General features: G+C 68.7%; 22 protein-coding genes. 13 read left to right on the forward strand and 9 right to left on the reverse strand.

The annotated features are described in order from the left end of the window. Positions 1–29: 29 nt before the first annotated feature. The 4 genes from F784_RS0116995 to F784_RS23660 all read left to right on the forward strand — a co-directional run bounded on the left by F784_RS0116995 (position 30) and on the right by F784_RS23660 (position 2,675). Entirely contained in the window at positions 30–950 is a 921-nt protein-coding gene (locus tag F784_RS0116995; RefSeq protein ID WP_019587929.1) for a helix-turn-helix transcriptional regulator, read from the forward strand. 36 nt (positions 951–986) lie between these two features. Beyond that, complete coding sequence (locus F784_RS23655; protein ID WP_019587930.1) at positions 987–1,334, forward strand: VOC family protein; 348 nt, start codon at positions 987–989, stop codon at positions 1,332–1,334. A gap of 82 nt (positions 1,335–1,416) precedes the next feature. Further along, the gene (locus F784_RS0117005) at positions 1,417–1,779 is read left to right on the forward strand and encodes a VOC family protein (RefSeq protein WP_019587931.1); all 363 of its coding nucleotides are present in this window, start codon (positions 1,417–1,419) and stop codon (positions 1,777–1,779) included. Next, positions 1,776–2,675 carry a DNA-3-methyladenine glycosylase family protein gene (locus F784_RS23660; protein ID WP_019587932.1) on the forward strand — a complete coding sequence of 300 codons (900 nt, stop codon included), beginning with the start codon at positions 1,776–1,778 and terminating at the stop codon, positions 2,673–2,675. The genes F784_RS0117005 and F784_RS23660 overlap by 4 nt, the downstream gene beginning before the upstream one ends. Here F784_RS23660 and F784_RS0117015 read toward each other — a convergent pair. Further along, positions 2,629–4,095, reverse strand: coding sequence for a 3' terminal RNA ribose 2'-O-methyltransferase Hen1 (locus tag F784_RS0117015; RefSeq protein WP_019587933.1), 1,467 nt, complete (start codon positions 4,093–4,095; stop codon positions 2,629–2,631). The genes F784_RS23660 and F784_RS0117015 overlap by 47 nt on opposite strands. On the opposite strand from F784_RS0117015, the gene F784_RS0117020 reads away from it, so the two are divergent. Continuing rightward, a complete protein-coding gene (locus tag F784_RS0117020; RefSeq protein WP_245557922.1) occupies positions 4,085–4,795 on the forward strand; it encodes a cyclodeaminase/cyclohydrolase family protein in 711 nt (236 codons plus the stop codon). The two genes, F784_RS0117015 and F784_RS0117020, sit on opposite strands and share 11 nt — an antisense overlap. A 36-nt stretch (positions 4,796–4,831) precedes the next feature. Beyond that, positions 4,832–6,007, forward strand: a complete 1,176-nt coding sequence (locus tag F784_RS0117025; RefSeq protein WP_019587935.1) for an MFS transporter — start codon at positions 4,832–4,834, stop codon at positions 6,005–6,007. A 10-nt stretch (positions 6,008–6,017) separates the two neighbouring features. On the opposite strand, the gene bshB1 is transcribed toward F784_RS0117025, so the two are convergent. Then, positions 6,018–6,737, reverse strand: coding sequence for a bacillithiol biosynthesis deacetylase BshB1 (gene bshB1, locus F784_RS0117030; RefSeq protein ID WP_026332545.1), 720 nt, complete (start codon positions 6,735–6,737; stop codon positions 6,018–6,020). Between the two features lie 172 nt (positions 6,738–6,909). On the opposite strand from bshB1, the gene F784_RS23665 reads away from it, so the two are divergent. Next, on the forward strand, positions 6,910–7,533 hold the full coding sequence (locus F784_RS23665; protein ID WP_019587937.1) for a uracil-DNA glycosylase: 624 nt from the start codon (positions 6,910–6,912) through the stop codon (positions 7,531–7,533). Between the two features lie 18 nt (positions 7,534–7,551). On the opposite strand, the gene fumC is transcribed toward F784_RS23665, so the two are convergent. Together fumC and F784_RS0117045 are read right to left on the reverse strand one after the other, a co-directional pair. After that, a complete protein-coding gene (fumC, locus tag F784_RS0117040) occupies positions 7,552–8,961 on the reverse strand; it encodes a class II fumarate hydratase (RefSeq protein ID WP_019587938.1) in 1,410 nt (469 codons plus the stop codon). A gap of 9 nt (positions 8,962–8,970) precedes the next feature. Continuing rightward, positions 8,971–10,224 carry an MFS transporter gene (locus F784_RS0117045; protein ID WP_019587939.1) on the reverse strand — a complete coding sequence of 418 codons (1,254 nt, stop codon included), beginning with the start codon at positions 10,222–10,224 and terminating at the stop codon, positions 8,971–8,973. A gap of 71 nt (positions 10,225–10,295) precedes the next feature. On the opposite strand from F784_RS0117045, the gene F784_RS0117050 reads away from it, so the two are divergent. The 3 genes from F784_RS0117050 to F784_RS0117060 are packed head-to-tail and all read left to right on the forward strand — an operon-like array spanning position 10,296 to position 13,466. Beyond that, positions 10,296–10,928: a helix-turn-helix domain-containing protein gene (locus F784_RS0117050; protein ID WP_019587940.1), complete on the forward strand. Its 633-nt coding sequence runs from the start codon at positions 10,296–10,298 to the stop codon at positions 10,926–10,928. 58 nt (positions 10,929–10,986) lie between these two features. After that, positions 10,987–12,006, forward strand: a complete 1,020-nt coding sequence (locus F784_RS0117055; RefSeq protein ID WP_040383509.1) for a YpdA family putative bacillithiol disulfide reductase — start codon at positions 10,987–10,989, stop codon at positions 12,004–12,006. Positions 12,007–12,050: 44 nt separating this feature from the next. Beyond that, positions 12,051–13,466 (forward strand): VanW family protein, encoded by a 1,416-nt coding sequence (locus F784_RS0117060; RefSeq protein WP_019587942.1) that lies wholly within the window; start codon positions 12,051–12,053, stop codon positions 13,464–13,466. Positions 13,467–13,516: 50 nt separating this feature from the next. Here F784_RS0117060 and F784_RS0117065 read toward each other — a convergent pair whose 3' ends face one another. From F784_RS0117065 to mnmG, 5 genes are all read right to left on the reverse strand, one after another. After that, the gene (locus F784_RS0117065; protein WP_019587943.1) at positions 13,517–14,362 is read right to left on the reverse strand and encodes a ParB/RepB/Spo0J family partition protein; all 846 of its coding nucleotides are present in this window, start codon (positions 14,360–14,362) and stop codon (positions 13,517–13,519) included. Continuing rightward, on the reverse strand, positions 14,346–15,095 hold the full coding sequence (locus F784_RS0117070) for a ParA family protein (protein WP_019587944.1): 750 nt from the start codon (positions 15,093–15,095) through the stop codon (positions 14,346–14,348). Before F784_RS0117070 ends, F784_RS0117065 begins: the two co-directional genes overlap by 17 nt. Then, a complete protein-coding gene (rsmG, locus tag F784_RS0117075) occupies positions 15,092–15,802 on the reverse strand; it encodes a 16S rRNA (guanine(527)-N(7))-methyltransferase RsmG (RefSeq protein ID WP_019587945.1) in 711 nt (236 codons plus the stop codon). Before rsmG ends, F784_RS0117070 begins: the two co-directional genes overlap by 4 nt. Positions 15,803–15,825: 23 nt before the next feature. Then, positions 15,826–16,152 carry a hypothetical protein gene (locus tag F784_RS0117080; RefSeq protein WP_019587946.1) on the reverse strand — a complete coding sequence of 109 codons (327 nt, stop codon included), beginning with the start codon at positions 16,150–16,152 and terminating at the stop codon, positions 15,826–15,828. An 84-nt stretch (positions 16,153–16,236) separates the two neighbouring features. Then, complete coding sequence (gene mnmG / locus F784_RS0117085) at positions 16,237–18,045, reverse strand: tRNA uridine-5-carboxymethylaminomethyl(34) synthesis enzyme MnmG (protein ID WP_019587947.1); 1,809 nt, start codon at positions 18,043–18,045, stop codon at positions 16,237–16,239. Positions 18,046–18,294: 249 nt separating this feature from the next. Here mnmG and F784_RS0117090 point away from each other — a divergent pair, with 249 nt between their 5' ends. The 3 genes from F784_RS0117090 to F784_RS0117100 are packed head-to-tail and all read left to right on the forward strand — an operon-like array spanning position 18,295 to position 20,667. Beyond that, positions 18,295–19,404, forward strand: a complete 1,110-nt coding sequence (locus tag F784_RS0117090) for a thiamine pyrophosphate-dependent dehydrogenase E1 component subunit alpha (protein WP_019587948.1) — start codon at positions 18,295–18,297, stop codon at positions 19,402–19,404. Further along, positions 19,401–20,423: an alpha-ketoacid dehydrogenase subunit beta gene (locus tag F784_RS0117095; protein WP_019587949.1), complete on the forward strand. Its 1,023-nt coding sequence runs from the start codon at positions 19,401–19,403 to the stop codon at positions 20,421–20,423. Before F784_RS0117090 ends, F784_RS0117095 begins: the two co-directional genes overlap by 4 nt. A gap of 10 nt (positions 20,424–20,433) precedes the next feature. Then, the gene (locus F784_RS0117100; RefSeq protein WP_019587950.1) at positions 20,434–20,667 is read left to right on the forward strand and encodes a hypothetical protein; all 234 of its coding nucleotides are present in this window, start codon (positions 20,434–20,436) and stop codon (positions 20,665–20,667) included. Positions 20,668–20,689 lie beyond the last annotated feature (22 nt).

The following is a 20,689-nucleotide window of genomic DNA, read 5'->3' on the forward strand; positions in this document are numbered from 1 at the left end:
TTGGCGGAGCACCCGCCTACACTGCGCCCATGAACCGCACGGATCGCCTGCTCGCGCTGGTGCTGGAGTTGCGGGGGCGCGAGTGGGTGCCGGCGGAGACGCTGGCCCGGACCTTCGGGGTAAGCACGCGGACGATCTACCGGGACATCCTGGCGCTGAACGAGGCGGGCGTGCCGGTCGTGAGCGTGCCGGGCCGGGGTTACCAGTTGATGGAGGGGTATTTCCTGCCGCCCCTGCACTTCACCCCGCAGGAGGCCGTCATGCTGACGCTGGGAGTGGGGGCGGTCGGGAAGGCGTTCGACGCCGAGTATGCCGGTGCAGCCGAGAGTGCGGCGAAGAAGCTGCTCGCAGTTCTCCCGGGGGAGCGGCGGGCGGACGTGGAGCGGGTACGCAAGCATCTGCGGGTCATTCCCGGGGGTGGGGGGCGCGCCGACGAGACCCTGCGCCTCCTGCGCGGCGCGGTGCTGGACAACCGGGCGGTCAACTTCGCCTACCACAAGCCCCACGCCCCGCCGCAGCCCCGGCAGGTCTACCCCCTGGGGCTCGTCCACCTGCACGGGGTCTGGCTGCTCGTCGCCTTCGATCCTGAGAGGGGCGCCCAGCGAGCCTTTCGGCTCGACCGGATGGAGGAGGTGCGGGTCAGGGCGCAGACGTTCACCCGGGACCCGGCCTGGCGGATCGAGTACCGGCCGGAGCGCGAGGAACGGAACGTGACGGTCCAGCTCCTCTTCCCGCTGGAACGGGCACGGGCAGTTCAGGAGCGCCCCAACCTCTTCCAGACGGAAAGCCGGTGCACCACCCAGGGCGTGGAGGTCACGTTGCGGGTGCGGGACATCGGGGCGATCCTGGGCTGGGTGCTGTCCTGGGGCGGCGACGTGACGGTGCTGGAACCTGCGGAACTGCGCGAGCAGGTGCGGGCCGAGGCCAGGAGAATACTCGGCCACTCCTGACATAGGGGTGTCACGGCCCCGCCGCAGAGTGGGGCCATGAAAACGATCCTCGCTTTCGTGACGCTGCACACGCCCGACTACCCCGCCACCCGCGCCTACTTCGAGGGCGTGCTGGGCTTCGAGGTCACCGAGGAACGCCCCGGCGCGAACGCCTTTGTCTCCGCGAGTGGGGCGGGCCTGGCGATCCGGGCGGATGAGGGCTTGGCTCCACCCCTCGGCACCGGCGTCAGCGTCTATTTCATCGTGCCGCACCTGGACAGCTACCATGCCCAGCTTGTGGAGCGGGGGGCAGGCATGGTGGAGCCGCCACACGACATGCCGTTTGGCCGGACCTTCACCGTGCGGACGCCCGACGGTCACCGCCTCGGGTTCTACGAGGCCTGACCTTTTGACGGATGGGGCCGCAAAAGCTCCTGACATAGGGGTGTCACGGGCACCCGGCAGGCTGGAGGCAGGAGGATTCCAGATGAAAGCGAACCTGGATTTCGTGGCCCTGCACACCCGTGACCTGACCGCCGCCCGCGCTTACTACACCCGCACATTGGGCTTCGAGGTCGCGCAGGAGCGGCCCGGTGCGGTGGTGCTTGCCCACTCGGGCGGAGCGGAACTGGCCGTGAGGGAACCGCTCCCCGGCGTGGATACCACGCAGCCCTTCGGCGTCGGCGTCAGTGTCTGGCTGGGCGTGCCGGACGCCGAGGGCTACCATGCACAGGTCGTCGCGGCGGGCGCCCGGATCGTGCAAGCCCCCCAGGACGGCCCCTTCGGGCGGATGTTCACGCTGATCACGCCGGACGGCCACGCGCTGACCTTCCTTGAGGTCCGGCCATGACCCGCCTGCCCCTGACCCGCCCCTTCGAGTTCCGGCACACCCTCGCCTTCCTGAACGCCTTCCCCCCAGCCGCCCATGAACAGAGCACCCGCGGCGAGCTTCGCAAGGCCACCCGCCTGAACGGGCAGACCGTCGGGTTTACCGTTCGGGAGGATACAGAGGGGCTGACCTGCACCCTCCACCCGGAAGCCCCATTGAAGCCCGAGGAGGAAGCGGCCCTGCTGGAGCGGGTGGCTTTTTTCCTGGGCACCCGGGACGATCTGTGGCCCTTCTACGCGCTGGCCGAACGGGATGAGGTATTCCGGCCTGTCCTCAACGAGTTACGGGGCTTTCACCAGCCGAAGTTTCTGACGCCCTTCGAGGCGGCCTGCTGGGCCGTGATCGGTCAGCGCCTGCCCCTGCCTCAGGCGCGGAAGGTCAAACTCGCCCTGATGGTCCGCTCTGGAGGCGAGTGGAAGGGTTTGCCCGCCTTCCCCGAACCCGCCGACCTCGCGCACCTGACCGAAGCCGAGATTCTGGAGCTCCTGCCCAACCAGCGCAAGGCCCGCGCACTGGTGGAAGCCACGCGCGCCTTCGGAGGGGTCACCACCGCCGAACTCGTGAACCGACCCCACGAAGAGGTTCGGGGCTGGTTGCGCGGCATCTACGGCGTCGGGGAGTGGAGTGCGCTGTTTATCCTGGTGCGCGGGCTTGGGAGACTGGAAAACGTGCGCCCGAAAGCTGGAGAGAGCCCTTTCCTGAAGGAACTCCTGAAGGCCGCCCGCCCCGTCTACGGCGGCCTCACGCCGGACGAGCTGTGGCGCATCGCCGAGAGCTACGGAGACCAGCAGGGCCAGTGGGCGATCTACCTCAGAAGCCGCTCGGCGCTGACTCCTGGGGGCGCGAGGGCGGCGTGATTCCACCTCGAATGCCCCTGGTTTGAAGAATCCTCTTCGTTGAACCCCGAGTGCCTCCCGTGAACACGGCCATCTGCGTCACCGGCCCGTACTCGGCATGCACGTCCCCCACGTCCTCGTACCGCACCGCGTAACCGTACTCCGCCCCCGCCGCGTCCGCCCAGGCCCGGAACTCGGCGCGTGTCCACTCGAAGCGGTGGTCAGCGTGTCTCAGGCCTGCGTCCTCCCCACCGTGCTTCTCGGAAAACACGGCGTTGTACTCGCGGTTGGGGGTGGTGACGACGACAGTGCGCGGCTGTGCGTCCCCGAACACGTTCTCGGTCAGGACATTCAAGCGGTGCGGCTCCAAATGCTCGATCACCTCCACCAGCGCGGCGGCATCGAAGCCCCGCAGGCGCGAGTCGCGGTAGGCGAGGCTGCCGTGGAGCAGGCACACACGCTGAGCAAGTTCAGGCCGTTCCCGGAGATGCAACCGCTCAGCCGCGATCTTTAGGGCGCGGGCGCTCACGTCCACCCCGACGAGTTCCCGGAACTGGGGCACGGGGATCAGGCGGCGTAGCAGTTTCCCCTCCCCGCAGCCCAGGTCCAGCACATGGGCGGCACCGCTGGCCTCCAGCACTTCCGCCACCCGGTCGAGGCGGGCGTCGTGCAGGCGGGGGCGGGGATCAGGCGGGGTGTCCTCAGTCTCCCCCGGGTCGGGGCCAAACGCCGCCTCGGCCTGCCGCACCAGCTCGCGGAAACGCAGGAACCGCCCGGTGATGAGGTCACGCTCGGGGTGGGTCTCCAGCCAGCCCGCGCCGTGGCGCAGCAGCTTGTCCACCTCCGCCTCGCCCAGGTAGTAGTGCTTGCGGCCATCCAGGACGGGCAGCAGCACGTACAGGTGTGTCAGCAGGTCGCGGAGCAAGGCGGTACCCGACACCCGCAGCCGGACGTAGGGCCGCTCGCCCCACTCGGGAAACAACGGGTCGAGGGGGATGGGCTCGACCTCCACCGTGTAGCCGAGGGGACCGAAGAGCCGGGTGGGCAGGTCAGCAGGACCCCGCGCGACCACGCACGGCAGTTCCGCGACGAGGGGAATGGGCGTCCCCACAAGTTCAGGACGGTCCTTGCTGCGCCCCGTCATCGCCGTGCCGAAAGCGTCGCGCAGGGCGACCGCCAGAAAGGAGCCTGCCGCGTAGGGCCGGTCGTTCACGTAGGGCTCCAGCGGAGTCCCCTCCCCGGCCCGCGTGTGCCGCGAGAGGGCGACCGGGTCCACCTCCAGCAGCAGGGCCGCCGTGCAGGTCTCGGGGGTGGCCTCCGGGTAGAAGACGGCCGCGCGCCCGAAGGGCAACTCGCGTTCCAGCACGCGCTCCGGGTGCTTGTGCAACAGGAAGCCCAGGTCGGTGGCGGGCCGGTGGGTGGTCGTCAGCGTGAGGAGCATCCTGCCCGGCAGGCTAGCGCCGCCCCGCGTCGCGGGCGTCCGCAAGGTGGCGGAGGAAGAGCCCACCTGCCGTTACAGTGCGGCCATGTCCTCGCTGTGGCAGCGTCCGGCCCTCGACCTCCTCCTGGCGACCGCAAGCCGCGCCCCGACGCCCGGGGGCGGCTCCACCGCGGCGGTCACGGCGGCCTTCGGGACGGCGCTGCTGGAGATGGCCCTGCGAATCACGTCGAAGAAAAACGGGCAGGAGGGGGAGTTGGCGACCATGCTGGACGCCCTCACCCGGCTGCGGGAGCGGCTTCAGGCCCTCGCGGACGAGGACGTGCGGGCCTTCGGGGAGTACGTCCGGGCGGCGCGGCTGCCGGAGGGACCTGAACGGGAGGAGGCGCTGGGGGCGGCGGGAGGGGCTTCTCTGGAAGTTCCGCTGGAGGTGGCGCGGACCGTGAGGCAGACGCTGGAATACGCCCCCCGCCTCCCCACCTGGGTCCACGCGGAGGTGACGAGCGACGCGGGGGCGGGGGCCGCCATCCTGGAAGGCGCCCTGCACGCCGCGCTCCTGACGGTCGAGATCAACCTGCCGCATATGGCGGAGGAGGACCGCGGCGCGTTGAAAGCCGAGCGGGACCGCTTGCAGGCACGGGGCACGGAGCTTGCCGCCGAGACACGGCGGCTCACATATGAACGCCTGCGGGACCGGGAATAGGCCCCGCCCCGTCCCCAACCCGTACAATCGGCCCTGATGCTCTGGACCCGTCCCCTGGTGATGCTGCGGCTGCTCGCGCTGCTGCTCACGAGCGAACTTGTCCGCACCGGATTCGTCGTGTCGGCGCTCCCCCTGGCCGGGCCAGGCCTGGGCCTGGGCGCGGCGGTGATCGGCGCCATGGTGGGCGGGCACTACCTGGCCGACGCGCTGGCGAAGGGGCCGGTGGGCCTGGTCACCGAGCGCTGGGGGCTGGGCCGCGTGCTGACCCTCGGGGCAGTGCTGGGGCTGGGCGTCGTGCTGGGCACTCGGCTGGCCCCCTCACCCCTCTGGGGAGTGCTGGGGTGCGCCACCTGGGGCGTGGCCTACGCGGCCCTGTGGCCCGGCGTGATGAGCGCGTCGCAGGTCTTCGCCCGGCCCGGGCGCACCGCGCGGGCCCTCGCCGCCTCCAGCCTGAGTGTGGCGCCCGCCATCCTGGGTGGCGCGCTGGGGGTCGGTCCGCTGATGCAGGCGCATCCGGACGCCGCGTGGATGCTGCTCGCCGGGGCTCAGGGCATGGCGCTGCTCCTCGCGCTGAGCCTGCTGGGGCTACGGCTGCCCCACTCGGCCCTGACGGGCGGAAACGTGTGGCGCGGCTGGTCGCGGGTCGCCGTGCTGCTGCCTGCCGCGTTTGCCCAGACGCTCGCGCCGGGGCTGCTCGTCACGGTGTTCTACCCGCTGCTGGCCCGTCTGGGGCTGGGCCTGGGCGACCTGATCGGGCCGGGACTGCTCGCGCTCGCCCTGTTCGGCCTGTGTCTGTGGGTGACGGGGCGCCTGGCGGACCGTGCCCACCCGCGCCGGGCCCTCGCCCCCGGTCTGCTGGGATTGGCGCTGACCTTCGCGCTGGCGGCCCTCCCCGGCATGGAGAACCGGCTGTGGCTCCTCGCGCCGCTGCTGGGCCTCAGCTACGGGGCCTTTGTCGCCGGGTGGAACGGGCTGGTGGGCCGGATTCTGCCCGAATCGCACCGCGCCGCCGCCTGGGGCACCGTGATGGCGGTCGAGGCGCTGGGCTACGCGGTCGGCCCGGTCCTAGGCGGGGTCGCCTGGGCCAGCTTCGGCCCGGCGGGGGTCTTCACCCTGGGGGCGGCGGTGTTCCTCCTCACCGAGGGGTACTACCTGCTGCCGGGGCGCTCGTTGACCCGCCCCGTCCCCCGCGCCGAGGGCGAGGCGGGGTAACGAGCTTCCTTCACAGCCGCTCGGGGTCCACGAGCAGGGGGGCCTCCGTCTCGAAGGCCTCAGCATAGCGCACCCGGGCCAGAGTCCCCCAGTAGGTCAGGCGGCCCCTGCGGCGCTCAATGATCTCCGGTGTGACCGTCTCGGAGATGTACTCGCCGGTGAACTGGCTGGTGTGGGCGCGGATCGCGGCCTCCCAGTCGGCGATCACAGCGCCCACGTCGACGAGCAGGTTGGCCGGGATGTCCGCGTTCCCCTGATACAGCAGCACCTGGGAGACGCGGTGGGGCTCGCCCCCCACGTCGGCCTTGCGGAGCGCGGCGAGGTGCAGCGCCCGCTTGGCGAGGTGGTAGGTGCCGAAGTGGTCGGGGTGGCGGTCGAGGTGGTGCGGCACGACCAGGACCCGTGGACGCACGGCCCGCAGCACGGTCGCCAGCGCCGCCGCTCCCTCCGGGGTGTCTGCCAGGCCACCGTCCGGCAGCCCCAGTTGCCCGCGCCAGGCCAGACCCATGATCCGCGCCGCCGCCACGCACTCGGCCTCGCGCTCCTCGGGGGTGCCCTGGGTGCCCCGCTCACCGCGCGACATCTCCAGCACGCCAACGGCCCGGCCCGCCCGAGCGAGACGAATCAGCGTTCCCCCGGCACCGATCTCCGCGTCGTCGGGGTGTGGGGCGAGACACAGCCAGTCGAGGGGCTGCACGGTGCCGTGGACAGTACGCCAACTTTCGGTCATGGGGCGCAGGATAGGGTCGAATCGACCGGGTGAGGGCAATAAAAAAGCCGCCCTCTCAGACGGTGATGTTGAAAATATAGCGTGGAATACAGGGGAAGTCAAATTATGCAGGCCGATTTCAGGAGAAGCCCTCTGGTGGGGCGGAAAAACTCCCGGGGCAGGAGGATCATTCGTGCAAACCCGCAGCCTCGGCACCCAGGAGGTGCAGCAAGCCCGTCTCGCGCAGACCTTCGACCCCCACGTCGCCCCCCTCAACCGCTGGGCCGAGGAGCAGCGCTCGGCGAGCGGGCACTGGCTGCCCTTCTTCGACCCCGCAGACGGCGGCGTGATGGCGCGGGTCCTGCTCCTCCTCGAATCGCCCGGCCCGGTCGTCAGCCGCACCCGCTTCGTCTCGATGGACAACCCCGACGGCACGGCGGAGAACCTGCGCTGCCTGCTGCATCTCTCGGGCCTGCGGCGGCGGGAGGTGACGATGTGGAACGTCGTGCCATGGCAGATGAGCGAGAACGGTGTCGTGACCCCCCGGCCAGGGCAGTACGCCGAGGCCGCTTCCCTAACCCGGCACCTCCTCTCGATGCTGGCGGACCTCCAGGTCGTCGTCCTCGTCGGCCGCCATGCGGAGCGGGCGTGGCCGCTGGTGGGTTCAGCCCTCCCCTCCCTCGCCTGCCCGCACCCGAGCCCGCAGAACTTCGTCTCCCGGCGGGACTCCGCCGTGCTGGCGTTGAGTGCCCTGGTTGAAGCTCGGAAAATGATATCGGGCAAGGAAAAAGGGGCCACCCTCATTCCCGAGGAGTAGCCCTTGAACCCCCTCGCCTCAGCTATGGGTCATGTCCAGCGGCACGACCCACTGATTGAACTCGTCCTCGGTCACGTGGCCCAGCGCGAGCGCCGCTTCCTTCAAGCTGGTGCCCTCCTTGTGCGCTTTCTTGGCGATGGCAGCGGCCTTGTCGTAGCCGATGTGGCGGTTGAGCGCCGTCACCTGCATCAGGTTCTTGTCGAGGTTCTCCCTGATCCGCGCCTCGTTCGGCTCGATGCCCACCGCGCAGTTGTCGTTGAAGGCGAGGGAGGCGTCCGAGATGAGGCGAATGCTTTCCAGCACGGCGTGGACCATCACCGGCTTGAACACGTTGAGCTGGAAGTTGCCCTGGGAGCCCGCGAAGGCGACCGTCGCGTCGTTGCCGAAGACGCGCGTGGTGACCATCGTCATCGCCTCCGACTGGGTGGGGTTCACCTTGCCGGGCATGATGGAGGAGCCGGGCTCGTTCTCGGGGATGACGATCTCGCCAATGCCGTTGCGGGGGCCGGAGGCGAGCCAGCGCACGTCGTTCGCCATCTTCATCAGCGCGCCGCTCAGGGTCCGCAGGGCCGCCGAGGTCTGCACGAGGGCGTCGTGGGCCGAGAGGGCGGCGAACTTGTTCTCGGCGGAGCGGAAGGGAAAGCCGGTCTCGTCGGCGAACTTCTGGGCGGCGAGGTCGCCGAACCCCGGGTGGGCGTTCAGGCCGGTGCCGACCGCCGTGCCCCCGATGGCGAGGTCGTAGAGGCCCTGCTCGGCGTGCTTCACTTCCGAGAGCGCGTAGTCAAGTTGTGCTACCCAGCCGCCGATCTCCTGCCCCAGCGTGATGGGCGTGGCGTCTTGCAGGTGGGTGCGGCCCACCTTCACGAGGTCCCTGTACTGCTCCGCCTTGCTCGCCAACGTATCCCGCAGCCTCCCCACACTGCCGTACAGCCGCTCGTTCAACTCCAGCACGACGGCGATGTGCATGGCGGTCGGGAAGGTGTCGTTGCTGCTCTGACCACGGTTCACGTGGTCGTTGGGGTGGACGGGCTTCTTGCTCCCCATCTCGCCGCCCGCAAGTTCGATGGCGCGGTTGGAGATGACCTCGTTCGCGTTCATGTTGCTCTGGGTGCCCGAGCCCGTCTGGAACACGACGAGGGGGAAGTGGTCGTCCAGCCGCCCGGCGATCACCTCGTCGGCGGCCCGCACGATCAGGTCGGCGATGTCCCCTGGCAGTTCGCCGAGTTCCGCGTTCGCCTGCGCCGCGCCCTTTTTCAGGATACCCAGCGCGCGGATGATCGGGCGGCCCCACACGAAGGTGTCGCGCCCGATGGGAAAGTTGTGGATGCTCCGCTCGGTCTGCGCGCCCCAGTAACGGTCGGCGGCGACCTGAAGCTGGCCCATCGTGTCGGACTCGGTACGGGTCTGGGGGGAGGTGGTCTGGGTCATGCCCTGAGTCTAATCGGCGGCGGTGGTCACTTCCCGGGGAACGGCGGCGGAGGTGTGCAGGTCCGGCGCCACCCGTTCCGACAGCGCCACCAGCGTCCAGGCGAACGCGCCACAGAGCATCAGGACCGAGGCCACCCCGAACCACAGGGGCAGGGCCACGCGGTCAAGCAGCGGCGAGAGCAGAAGGAGACTCAGGGGCATCCCCAGGGTGGACACCGTGCCCAGCACGCTGAAGACGCGGCCCAGGTACTCGGCGGGCACCATCCGCTGCATCAGGGTGTTCAGCGGCGTGTTCAGCATGCCGAAGCCGAACCCCAGGATGACCGAGCAGGCCAGGAGCACGGGCACGGTGGGCCGCAACCACATCACCCCGTAGATCAGGGCGGTCAGCGCCAGCCCGGCGGCGGTCGCGCGGCGGGGCGGCAGGCGGTTCCCCAGCACGGCAATGAGGGCGCCCGAAAGGAGCATTCCCCCGCTCTCCAGCGCGAGGAAGAGGCCGTAGCCCTTCGCGCCCGCCCCCAGCGTCTCCATCAACTTCGGCGTGACGACTGTGACCGGGGCGAGGGTGGCGTTCAGCACCAGGCCGATGAAGGGCACGAGGGTCAACACCTTTGATCGGCGCATCAGCCGCAGGCCGCTGACCACGTCCATGAGCACTCCGGGACGGGGCCCGCCCGGCTGGGGTCGCCCCGGCAGCCGCACGGCCAGCAGCAGGGCCGCCATCACGAAGAAGCTCACGCCGTCGAGCACAATGGCGACGGGCGGTGAGAAGACCGAGACGAGCCAGCCGCCAGCGAGGGTGCCCACCAGCCACGCTCCCTGCCCCACCCCGCCCAGCAGGCCGTTCGCCCGGGCAAGTTCGGCGGTCGGCACGAGGCCGGGAACGGCAGCGCTTGACGCCGGGTTGGCGAAGATGCCCGCAAAGCCGGTCAGGAGGGCCGCCCCATTGACCACCCACAGCGGCACCTCACCCCACAAGAGCGCCAACCCGCCGACGAGCACCTGCAACACGCCACGCGCCACGTCCGCCCCGATCAGGGGAAGCTTGAGGTTCACCCGGTCCACCAGCGCCCCGGCAAAGGGCATCAGCAGGTTGGGGGCCAGCGCGCAGGCGAGCGTGAGGGCCATCTGCCCCGCCGAGCCTGTCTGGTGCAGCACCAGGAAGCTCAGGGCGATGCTGGCGAGCGCCGAGCCGAGTTGGGACTGTCCCGAGGCGATCAACCACAGGATGAAACTGCGGTTCCAGAGGGTCTGCGGCGTCATAGTCCGAGTATGGGGAGGGGCTTCTCGAAGAGATATACGCCCTTTGGAGTAGGAGGGCCTAAGCTGATCCCATGCCTGATGAGCCGGTGAGGGTGGCGAACAGCGCGCAGGCCGCCCTGCTGCTGGACGTGGGACTGCGCCCTCTGCTGGACCTGCTGATGCGGGCGCCCCATTCAGTGGGTGAGGTGGCAGCGAAGCTGGCGCTGAACATCCAGCGCGCCCACTACATCGTCGGCAAGCTGGAACGGGCGGGCGTGGCGGAAGTCGTGGAGGTTCGGGCAAGAGCTGGCCGCGCGATCAGGTGTTACGCCGTCCCGCCCCGCTGGTTCATCCCCTACGAGACGACGGGGGCTGAGACGCTGGAGGCGTTCATGGGCGCACAGATTCTCCCCCGCATGGAACGGTTCACCAGGCTGAGCGTGGGCCTTCTGCGCGAACTTGGCGACCACTGGGGCTTCTGGCTGGAACAGGGGGAGGAGGGGAGCAGCCTCAGCATGGGAACGCCCAACCGCAGAGGCTACGAACTCTTCGCCGGGGAGGAACCCTTTCTCCTGAACATCACGGGCCTTCGCCTGACAGGCGAGCAGGCGAGCGACCTTAAACGGCGGCTTGAATCGGTTGTGGAAGAGTTCCAGGCGCAGGACAACCCGCAGGCCCCCACCTACACCGTTGCCCTGATGCTCGCGCGCGGCGACGTGGGCTAAAGCGCCCTCACGACTCGCCTCACCGTCCGCTTTGCGTCTGGCTGACACAATGCTCCCCATGAGTCGAATGTTTGACGTCGCCATCGTTGGGGCGGGTCCGGTGGGCCTCGCCGCCGCCATCGCCTGCAAGCGGGCGGGCCTGAGCTATGTGGTGCTGGAAAAAGGGTGCGTGGTGAACGCGATCTTTGAGTACCCGACGTACATGACCTTTTTCACCACCGCCCCGGAATTGGAAATCGGCAATCACCCGATGGTGACGGGCCACGACAAGCCCGACCGCCGCGACGCGCTGATGTACTACCGCCTGATAACCCAGCGCGAGGACCTCAACGTGCGACTCTACACCGAGGTGAAGCGGGTTCACCAGGCCCCGGCGGGCTTCACGTTGGAGGTGGAGGCGCAGGACGGCACCCCGGGCGTGGTCGAGGCGCGGCGGGTGGTCGTGGCGACTGGATACTACGACAATCCCGTTCATCTGGGCATTCCCGGCGAGGACAGCCCGAACGTCAGCCACTACTACACCGAGGCGCACCCCTTCCTGGGGCTGAACGTCACCGTGATCGGCGCGGGCAACTCGGCCGCCGACGCGGCCCTGGACCTGTGGCGCGGTGGGGCGAATGTGACGATGGTCGTGCGAGCGCCCGAGCTGAAGTCCACGATCAAATACTGGGTGCGGCCCGATCTGGAGAACCGCATCAAGGAGGGCAGCATCTCCGCGCACTTCAACTCGCAGGTGGTGGAGATCCACCCCGAACACGTCCTCGTGCAGCGGGCGGATGGGACGACCTGGGAGCTGCCCACCCACTTCACCTTCGCGTTGACGGGGTATCGCCCCGACCTCTCCTTCCTGGAGGGGCTCGACCTTGCCGCGCAGCCCGACGAGTGCCTGGTATTGGACGAGCACTATCAGAGCAGCGTGCCGGGCCTCTTCGTGGTGGGGTCGGCGGGCTTCGCGGGCCGAACGAATCAGGTGTTCATCGAGAATGGGCGGCATCACGCCGTGGCGGCGGTGGCGGAGATTGAGCGGCAACTGACGGATGTGCGCGAGCTGGCCCCTCTCCCCTCCCCTACCCGGTGAAGAACCGTCATCTTCCCGGAAAGAGAGCGTGGAATACTGCCCGCATGGCCTCATCCCGCAAGAGAACCGCCCTGCTGCTGAGCGCGCTGCTGGGGACGGCGCTCGCCCAGGTCGAGATCCCGGCCCTACCCCTTCCCCCACAGGTGCCCACGCCCGGCCCGGCCCCTGCGCCGGAGCCCGAGCCCGTTCCGGCCCCGCCCCCTCAGCCGGAGCCCGAGCCCGCTCCCCCGCCGGTCGAGACGCCTGCTCCCGCCCCGGTCCCTCCCAAGGAGACGCCTGCTCCCGCCCCGGTCCCTCCCAAGGAGACGCCCGCTCCCGCGCCGCAAAAGCCCGTCACTCCACCTCCTTCGGCCAAACCCGTTAAGACGGCCCCCCTGCCCCTCCTCATCACGGTACAGGCGAACTGGCCCGCGTTGGTGGACGGCAAGAAGACGATGGTCCCCTTCTCGCAGACCCTGACCCTGGCGGGCGAGCGGGCCGCGCAACTCCGGCAGCGCGGCGTCATCACGGCGAGCCTGGACGCCGACCTGAAGAAATTCCTGGCGAGCCTGCCGCGGGAGGCGCAGGACGCCCGCTTCGAGAACCGCTGGGAAGAAGGCTGGGCCGTCGTGCAACGCAATGGCCTGAAGGTGGACGAGGCGAAGACGCGGGCGAACATCCTCGCTGCCCTGAAAAACCCCAAGGGGGTCAAGGCCGCCGTCGTCGTGACGGGGCAGGTCGCGCCGAAGCGCACGCTGGACTTCTTCCTCTCGCGGGGCATCACCGAACACCTGGGCACGGGCGAGACGAATTACTACGGCAGCAGCGCGGCCCGAATGACGAATATCCACGTGGGCACCCGCAACTTCCAGGACCGGCTGTTCACGGGCAAGACCTTCTCCTTCAACCAGTTCATCGGCCCGGTCACCACCCGCGCGGGGTATGTGGTGGGGCTGGTGATCGCCGGGGAGCGCACGGCAAACGGCGTGGGCGGGGGCATCTGCCAGGTCAGCACGACTGCGTTCCGGGCCCTGTATGGGGCAGGCCTGCCCGTCGCCGAACGGCGCAACCACTCCTACCAGGTGCATTACTACGACCCGCAGGGCTTGGACGCCACCATCTTCCAGCCCTCCCAGGACCTGAAGTTCGCCAACGACACCGGGGGCGCCCTGTGGTTCCAGGCCGACTGGAACGACGAGGAGGCCCGGCTGAGCATCAGCGTGTTCGGCAAGGCGCGGAACTTCACGGTGGAGTTGGACGAGCCGAAGACGCTCAGCACCAAGCCCTCCCCCGCCGACCGGGTCATCCGGGACACGAGCCTTCCCGCCGGGCAGCGCAAGCAGGTGGACTGGGCGGCTCCCGGCGCGGTGATCGAGGTCACCCGGCGCTTCGTGCGGGACGGCAAGACCTTTAAACAGGACACGTTGAAGAGCAGTTACCGTCCCTGGCCGAACATCTTCCTGGTCGGCACACGGGGGTGACCGTCAAAGGGAAAGGGGGAGTCGATGTGACTCCCCCTTTCCCCTTTGCCCTACTCCTCGCCCGCGTAGCCCAGCAGGTCGAGGATGCGGTCGAGTTCCTCTCGGGAGGCGTAGTTCAGTTCCACCCGGCCCTTGTCCTCGCCCGTGATGCGGACCCTCGTGCCCGTCCGGCGGCTGAGGTCGAGCTCGACCTGCCGGTAGGGGCGGGGCGGGTTGACCGGGATGGGTGCGGCGGTGCGGGCCTCGCGCCTCAGGGCCTCGGCCTCGCGGACGTTGAGGCGGCGGGTGCGAATCTGGTCGAGCGCCCAGGCACGGTCCCCCTCCGGCTGCGCGAGGATGGCGCGGGCGTGCCCGGCACTGATCTCCCCGTGTTCCAGCGCCCGGAGCGCGGGCTCCGGCAGGGTGAGGAGCCGCAGAGCGTTGGAGATGGTGCTGCGGCCCTTGCCGACCGCCTGCGCCACGCCCTCCTGGTTGAGCCCCTGGTCGAGGAGCGCCTGGTAGGCCCGCGCCTCCTCCAGCGGCCCCAGGTCCTCGCGCTGGAGGTTCTCGATGATGGCTATTTCCAGCGCCTCACGGTCGGCGAGGTCGCGGATGAGGGCGGGCACCTCAGTCAGGCCCGCGAGTTGCGCGGCCCGCCAGCGCCTCTCCCCAGCCACAATCTCGAAGTCCTCGCCGCGTGGGCGCACGAGGAGGGGTTGCAGCACCCCCTTCTCGCGAATGCTCTGGGCGAGTTCGGCCAGCCCCTCCGGCTCGAAGACCTGCCGGGGCTGATAGGCGGCCTGCACGATGCGTGTCACCTGAATGGACTGGATGGCCGGACCCGCCGGGGCCTCTGCCGACTGCGGGCGGCTGAGCAGGGCGTCCAGCCCGCGCCCCAGGCTAGATTTTTTCGACACGCTGCATTACCTCCTCGCTCAGGCGCTTGTACGCCGCCGCGCCGCTCGACAGGGGCGCGAAGGCGTTGATGGGCTTGGCGAAGCTGGGCGCCTCGGACAGCCGGACGTTGCGCGGCACCACCGACCAGAACACCAGTTCCCCAAAATGCTGCCGCACCATCGTCTCGACCTCCTGCGCCAGGTTCGTCCGCCCGTCGAACATCGTGATCGCCACGCCGAGGACCTTCAGCCGAGGATTGAGACCGCCCTGCACCCGCTCCACCGTCTCCATCAGCCCGGCCAGGCCCTCCAGGGCGTAGTACTCGGCCTGGAGCGGGATTAGCAGGGCGTCCGAGGCGGCCAGGACATTCACAGTCAGTGGCCCCAGACTTGGGGGGGCGTCGATCAGGACGATGTCGTACCCCTGCACGCTGGCGAGCAGCCGGGCGAGGGCGTCCGGATCGTCGGCGAGTTCCACACCCGCCCCGGCAAGATCGGGGGTGGCGGGCAACACGTCCAGTCCGGATTGCGAGGTGGGCTGCACGAACTCGGCCACCCGGCCCGGCTCACCCAGCGCCTCGTAGAGCCCCTGCCCCGCGCCGCGCAGGCCCAGGCCGCTGGTGGCGTTCGCCTGGGGATCCATGTCGATGAGGAGCACCCGGCGTCCCCCCGCCGCCAGGTACGCGGCGAGGTTGATGGCGGTCGTCGTCTTCCCCACCCCGCCCTTCTGATTCACGACTCCGAGGGTCTTCACGTCGTCCGCCAGAATAACGGCTTGCGGTTGGGAACGCCCTCCCGACGGGGGTAACGGTCGGGGGTGGGGCCGGTCTTCTCGACCACGATCAGGGTGCGGGCATCCCCAGCAACCGGCAGCGTGAAGGGTTCCACGCTCCTCACCTCGCCCCCCACCTCGGCGGCGGCCAGCTTCCCGGCCTCCAGTTCCTCCGGCGCAATTGGCCCCTTCTGGGCCACAAGCAGTCCGCCCACCCGCAGGAACGGCAACGCGAGTTCGGCCAGGATGGGGAGCGCCGCGACGGCGCGCGTCACCACCCGGTCGTACGCTTCACGCTGTCCCGGTCCCCGCCCCAGGGTCTCGGCGCGGCTGACGAGCGGGTGAACGTTTTCCAGTTTGAGGGTCTGTGCCGTTCGGCCCACGAACTCCACCTTCTTGCGCGTCGCGTCCACGGGGATGAGCTGGAGGTCGGGCCGCACCAACGCGAGGGGGAGGGCGGGAAACCCGGCACCTGTGCCCAAGTCGAGTACCCGCAGTTCGCCCTCCAGCCAACCACCGCGCAGGCAGGTCAGCGAGTCCACGAAGTGCTTGAGGACGATGTCGCGCTCGTCGTGGAGGGCCGTAAGGTTCATCTGGGCAGAAGCTTCCCGCAGGAGGGCCAGCAGACGGGCGAACTGCTCCACCTGTCCTGGCTCCAATTCCAGCCCCAATTGCGATACGCCCTCCATGAGAAGGGTCTGACCTTCCGGTGTCACAGCCCGTACTTCACTTTCATCGCCTGATACCGCTCGAACACATGCTCGTCGATCTCCCCCAGCGGCAGAGCGTCGAGCAGCGGCACCAGCCGCTCGCGCAACACGTCGCCCCGCGCCATCCATTGAAAGTAGCTTCTCCCGCCGTGGTGGTAGGGGCCGTAGAGCCGTGAGCCCGGACACCACGCGAGTAACCGCCCGAACAGCCGCTCGTGCCGAAGGTGCATCCGCACCGTCACCTGCGGCTGCTTGCCGTCCCCGCCAAAATGCCCCTCGCCGATTAGAACGCCCAACAGGACTCCAGTTTCAAATGCCGAAGGCTCCAACTCCCCCTCCTGTTTCACCGTCAAGTTTCTCGTGAAACGAAGGGGGCGTCAAGTGAGAAGGGCGCTACCTTTCCTGTTGCACCGTCAGGTTTCCCGTGAAACAGCAGCGTTTCTACGCAGGTGAACGACCAGGGCGCTGATGTCGGCGTGTCGCACACCAGGGACGCGGGCAGCCTGGGCCACCGTCGCTGGCTTCGCCCGGGCCAGCTTCTCACGTGCCTCGTTTGAAAGGGCCGTGATTTCGGCAAAGTCCACCCCGAAGAGGCTCAGCTCGCGCGCTTTGTCCTCTGAGGCCAGCTGACGCTGAGCCCGTTCGATGTACCCCTCGTACTTCACGCGAATCGTCAGCGCCTCCCGCTCCCCCGGCGACAGCTCGGGAAGGAAGAGTCCCAACGCTTCCACGTCTTCCAATGCAAATTCGGGGCGGCGCAGCCAGGCGTCACCGGGCTGTCCCTGAAGACGCTGCATTTGCAGAGAGCGAATACCTTCACCGACTCGCCGGTATTTCTCAGCCACAGCCTGTCGCGTAACCTCATCCACGAGGCCCAACTCAAATCCCAGTCCAGTCAGCCGCTCGTCGGCATTGTCCTGGCGGACAAGCAGACGGTGCTCCACCCGGCTGGTCATCATGCGGTAAGGCTCGTCGCTTCCCTTAAATACCAGGTCGTCGAGGAGGACTCCCAGGTATCCCGTTTCACGTGAAATCTGAATCTCCTCCAGTCCCTGGGAGCGGCGAGCAGCGGCGGTTCCGGCCACGAGGCCCTGAGCCGCTGCTTCCTCATAGCCACTGGTGCCGTTGATTTGGCCCGCCGTGAATACACCCGGCAACAGGCGGGACTCCAGGTTGAGCGTCAACTCTGTGGAATCCACCACGTCGTACTCGACGGCGTAGGCGTACCGCTGAATCACCGCTGCCTCGAAACCGGGAAGCGTACGGACAAGCTGGTCCTGAAGGGCGGGCGGCAGGCTGGAGCTGAAGCCCTGCAGGTACACCTCGCTCGTCTGCACTCCATCGGGTTCTACGAACAGCAGGTGGCGATCATGGTGGGCAAAACGCACCACCTTGTCCTCGATGCTCGGGCAGTAGCGCGGCCCCAGGCCCTCTATGTCTCCTGCATACATCGGCGACTCGTGCAGGTTCTCCTGGATAAGACGGTGCGTTTCGGGTGTCGTCTGAGTCTGCCAGGTTGGAGATTCAACCGCGCGGGGACCGGGCCTTCCCGTGAAGCCCCGTGGCTGGGGATCAGCGGGAATCTCCAGCAGGTCGGCAAAGCGCACCGAGTCCGCGCGAACCCGGGGGGGCGTTCCCGTCTTGTAGCGCTTAAGCACATGCCCACCCCGGACCAGCGGCTCACTCAGGAACCGCGAGGGTGGCTCGCCCTGGCGTCCCTCCGGGCGCGAGTGGCGACCGTACCAGGTGACCCCGCGCATGAAGGTTCCTGCGGCGACCACCACGCTGCGGGTGTGCAGACGGCGACCGTCGGTAGTGACGACGAACCACCCTCCACGACTGTCAGCCTCCAAATCCGCTGCCTCGCCTCGCACAACGTCAAGTTCTGGATGACCCAAGATCACATCCTGAGCGCGTTCGGCGTAGGCGTCGCGCTCGTTTTGCACCCGCAAGGACTGCACAGCGGGTCCCTTGCTGGCGTTCAGCACCCGGGTGTGAATGGCCGTGTCATCGGCCAGGCGTCCCATCAACCCGCCCAACGCCTGCACCTCGAACACGAGTTGGCTCTTGCCGGGGCCACCGACAGCCGGGTTGCAGGGCATCCGGCCGATGGTGGCGGGATTGCCGACCAGCAGCGCCGTACGGGCAAATTTGGCAGCGGCCCAGGCGGCTTCCAGCCCCGCGTGGCCCCCGCCGATCACGATCACGTTCCAGCCGCTCATCTCAGGAGGAAGTGTACCAGTGGGGGAGAGGCCGTCACTCCGCCCGGAGTCACGGTCGTTCGCGGCCAAAGGCAAGTGGGAGGAAATACCGTTTCCTCCACCCCGTGTCCTGCCAGAACGGATCAGCACCAGGAACCGTCATGACGCTTTCAGCGGGGAAGCGGATAGAATGCCTAACGAGCGTTAGCCAGACAGTCCGGCAGCGGCTGCCCGTGGGCGGCGTGCTGCCTCCCGCTCAGGAGGCCCCTCATGATTCAGCCGTTCACATCTGACCCCCTGCGGTGGGTCGCGGAAGACGGCCGTCCCATCCGGGAACTGCCCGACCGCTTCACCCCCGCGGTGCTGCGGGAGCTGCACCACGAGATGGTGCGGGCGCGGGAGTTCGACAAGAAACTCGTCACCCTGCTCCGACAGGGCCGCACTACCTTCTACGCGCAGTCCAGCGGCATGGAGGCCACCCAGGTCGGCCTGGCCCGCTCCATCCGTGTGGGGCACGACTGGGTGTGGCCTTACTACCGCGACCACGCGCTCGGCCTGGCAATGGGCGTGCCACTCCTTGACCTGATCAGTCAGTGCCTGGGCACCAACTCCGATACCTGCCGGGGCCGCCAGATGCCGCACCACTTCGCGGCCCAGCGCCAAAATTTCGTCTCCATCAGCTCCTCCATCGCCTCGCAGGTGCCGCCCGCCGCCGGAAACGCGATGGCGCAAAAGTACCTGGGAGTGGATGAACTTACCGTTTGCACCTTTGGCGATGGTGCAACCAGCGAGGGCGACTGGCATGCGGGGATGAACATGGCGGGCGCGTCGGGTGCTCCCTGCCTCTTCGTCTGCGAGAACAATCAGTGGGCGATCAGCACCAACCTGAAGGCCCAGACCGCGAGTGAAACCATTCACATCAAGGCGAAGGCGTACGGGATGCCCGGGTACTACGTGGACGGCAACGACATCGTGGCCGTGATGGAGGTCCTGTCGCATGTGGCTGAAGGGGTCCGTGCGGGGAACGGCCCGGCCCTGGTTGAATGCCTGACCTATCGCGTGGGCTCGCACTCCAACGCCGACGCCGACGCCGAGAAGAACTACCGCACGCGCGAGGAAGTGAACGCCTGGCTGGCCCGCGACCCGATCACCCGCGTGGAGCGGTTGCTGGACCACCTGGGGGAACCCGTGAGCGCCGAGGAACGCGCCGACCTGATCAGCGCAGTTCACCGCGAGGTGGACGAGGCGGTGCTGAGGGCCGAGGCGACCGGGCAGCCCGACTGGCGAATCATGTTCGAGGACGTGTACGCCGATACGCCCGTCCACCTGCGTGAGCAGGCCGCCTTCCTCCGCGCCGAGCAGGAAGGGGTGAGGGCATGACCGCCACCCAGGCGAAACCCCAGGCTGCCACCGGAACGGGGGAGACGCGCACCCTCACGCTGATCCAGGCGATCAACGAGGCGATGGCGGAGGAGCTCGCGCGGGATGATCGGGTGGTCATCTTCGGCGAGGATGTGGGGGCACGCGGCGGGGTGTTCCTGGCGACAGCCGGGCTTCAGGCCCAGTTTGGCCCCAATCGGGTGTTCGACACCCCGCTCTCCGAGGCGAGCATCGTGGGCGCGGCAGTCGGCATGGCGGTGCGCGGCCTGCGCCCCATCGCCGAAATCCAGTTCGCGGATTACATGGGGCCGGGCTTCGACCAGATCATCAGCCAGGCGGCCAAGATCCGCTACCGCTCGGGCGGGCAGTTCACGGCGCCGCTGGTGATCCGCACCCCGTCCGGCGGCGGTGTGAAGGGCGGGCATCACCACAGCCAGAGCCCCGAGAGCTACTTTGCCCATACGCCGGGCCTCAAAGTCGTCATGCCCTCTACACCGTACGACGCCAAGGGACTGCTCAAGGCCGCCGTGCGCGGGGGCGACCCGGTGATCTACTTCGAGCCCAAGCGGCTCTACCGGGCGGCCAAGGGACAGGTGCCGGTGCAGGACTACACCGTCGAGATCGGCAAGGGCGCGGTCCGGCGGGAGGGCACCGACCTCACGGTCATCGGTTACGGCGGCGTGATGCCCGATGCGGAGAAGGCCGCGCAGGCCCTCGCCGCCGAGGGGGTGCAGGCCGAGGTTATTGACCTGCGCTCGCTGGTCCCCTGGGACCGCGACCTCGTGCTCACCAGTGTCGCCAAGACGGGCCGCGCCGTCCTGGTCAGCGAGGCGCCGCGCACCGCCAACTTCATGGGCGAGGTCGCGTATGTGATTCAGGAGGAGCTGTTCGACTCGCTCCTTGCCCCCGTGATGCAGGTCGCGGGCTTCGACACGCCGTACCCCTACGTGCAGGACAAGGTGTACCTCCCGGGTCCCAACCGCATCGCGGCGGCTTGCGTGCGGGCACTGAACTACTGACCCCCACCGGATGAAGCCCGACTTCCTGCGCCCGCTGCTCGGCATCCTCGGCCTCGCCATCGGCTTCGGCGTGTATCCCCTCGCGGAGGGTGCGCCGCAGCCGTGGCCGCACGTGCTGATCGGCGGCATGTTCGTGGCGCTGGGGCTGGCAGCCTGGTTCTATGCGCGCGGTGAGCGCTGGATTCAGGTCCTGGGGGCGCTGCTGATGCTGTACGGCGTGGCCCGGATGCTGTTCCTGCGTTGATCTTTAACTTCCCGAACGAGGT

This window comes from Deinococcus apachensis DSM 19763 (genome assembly GCF_000381345.1).
Lineage (GTDB): Bacteria > Deinococcota > Deinococci > Deinococcales > Deinococcaceae > Deinococcus > Deinococcus apachensis.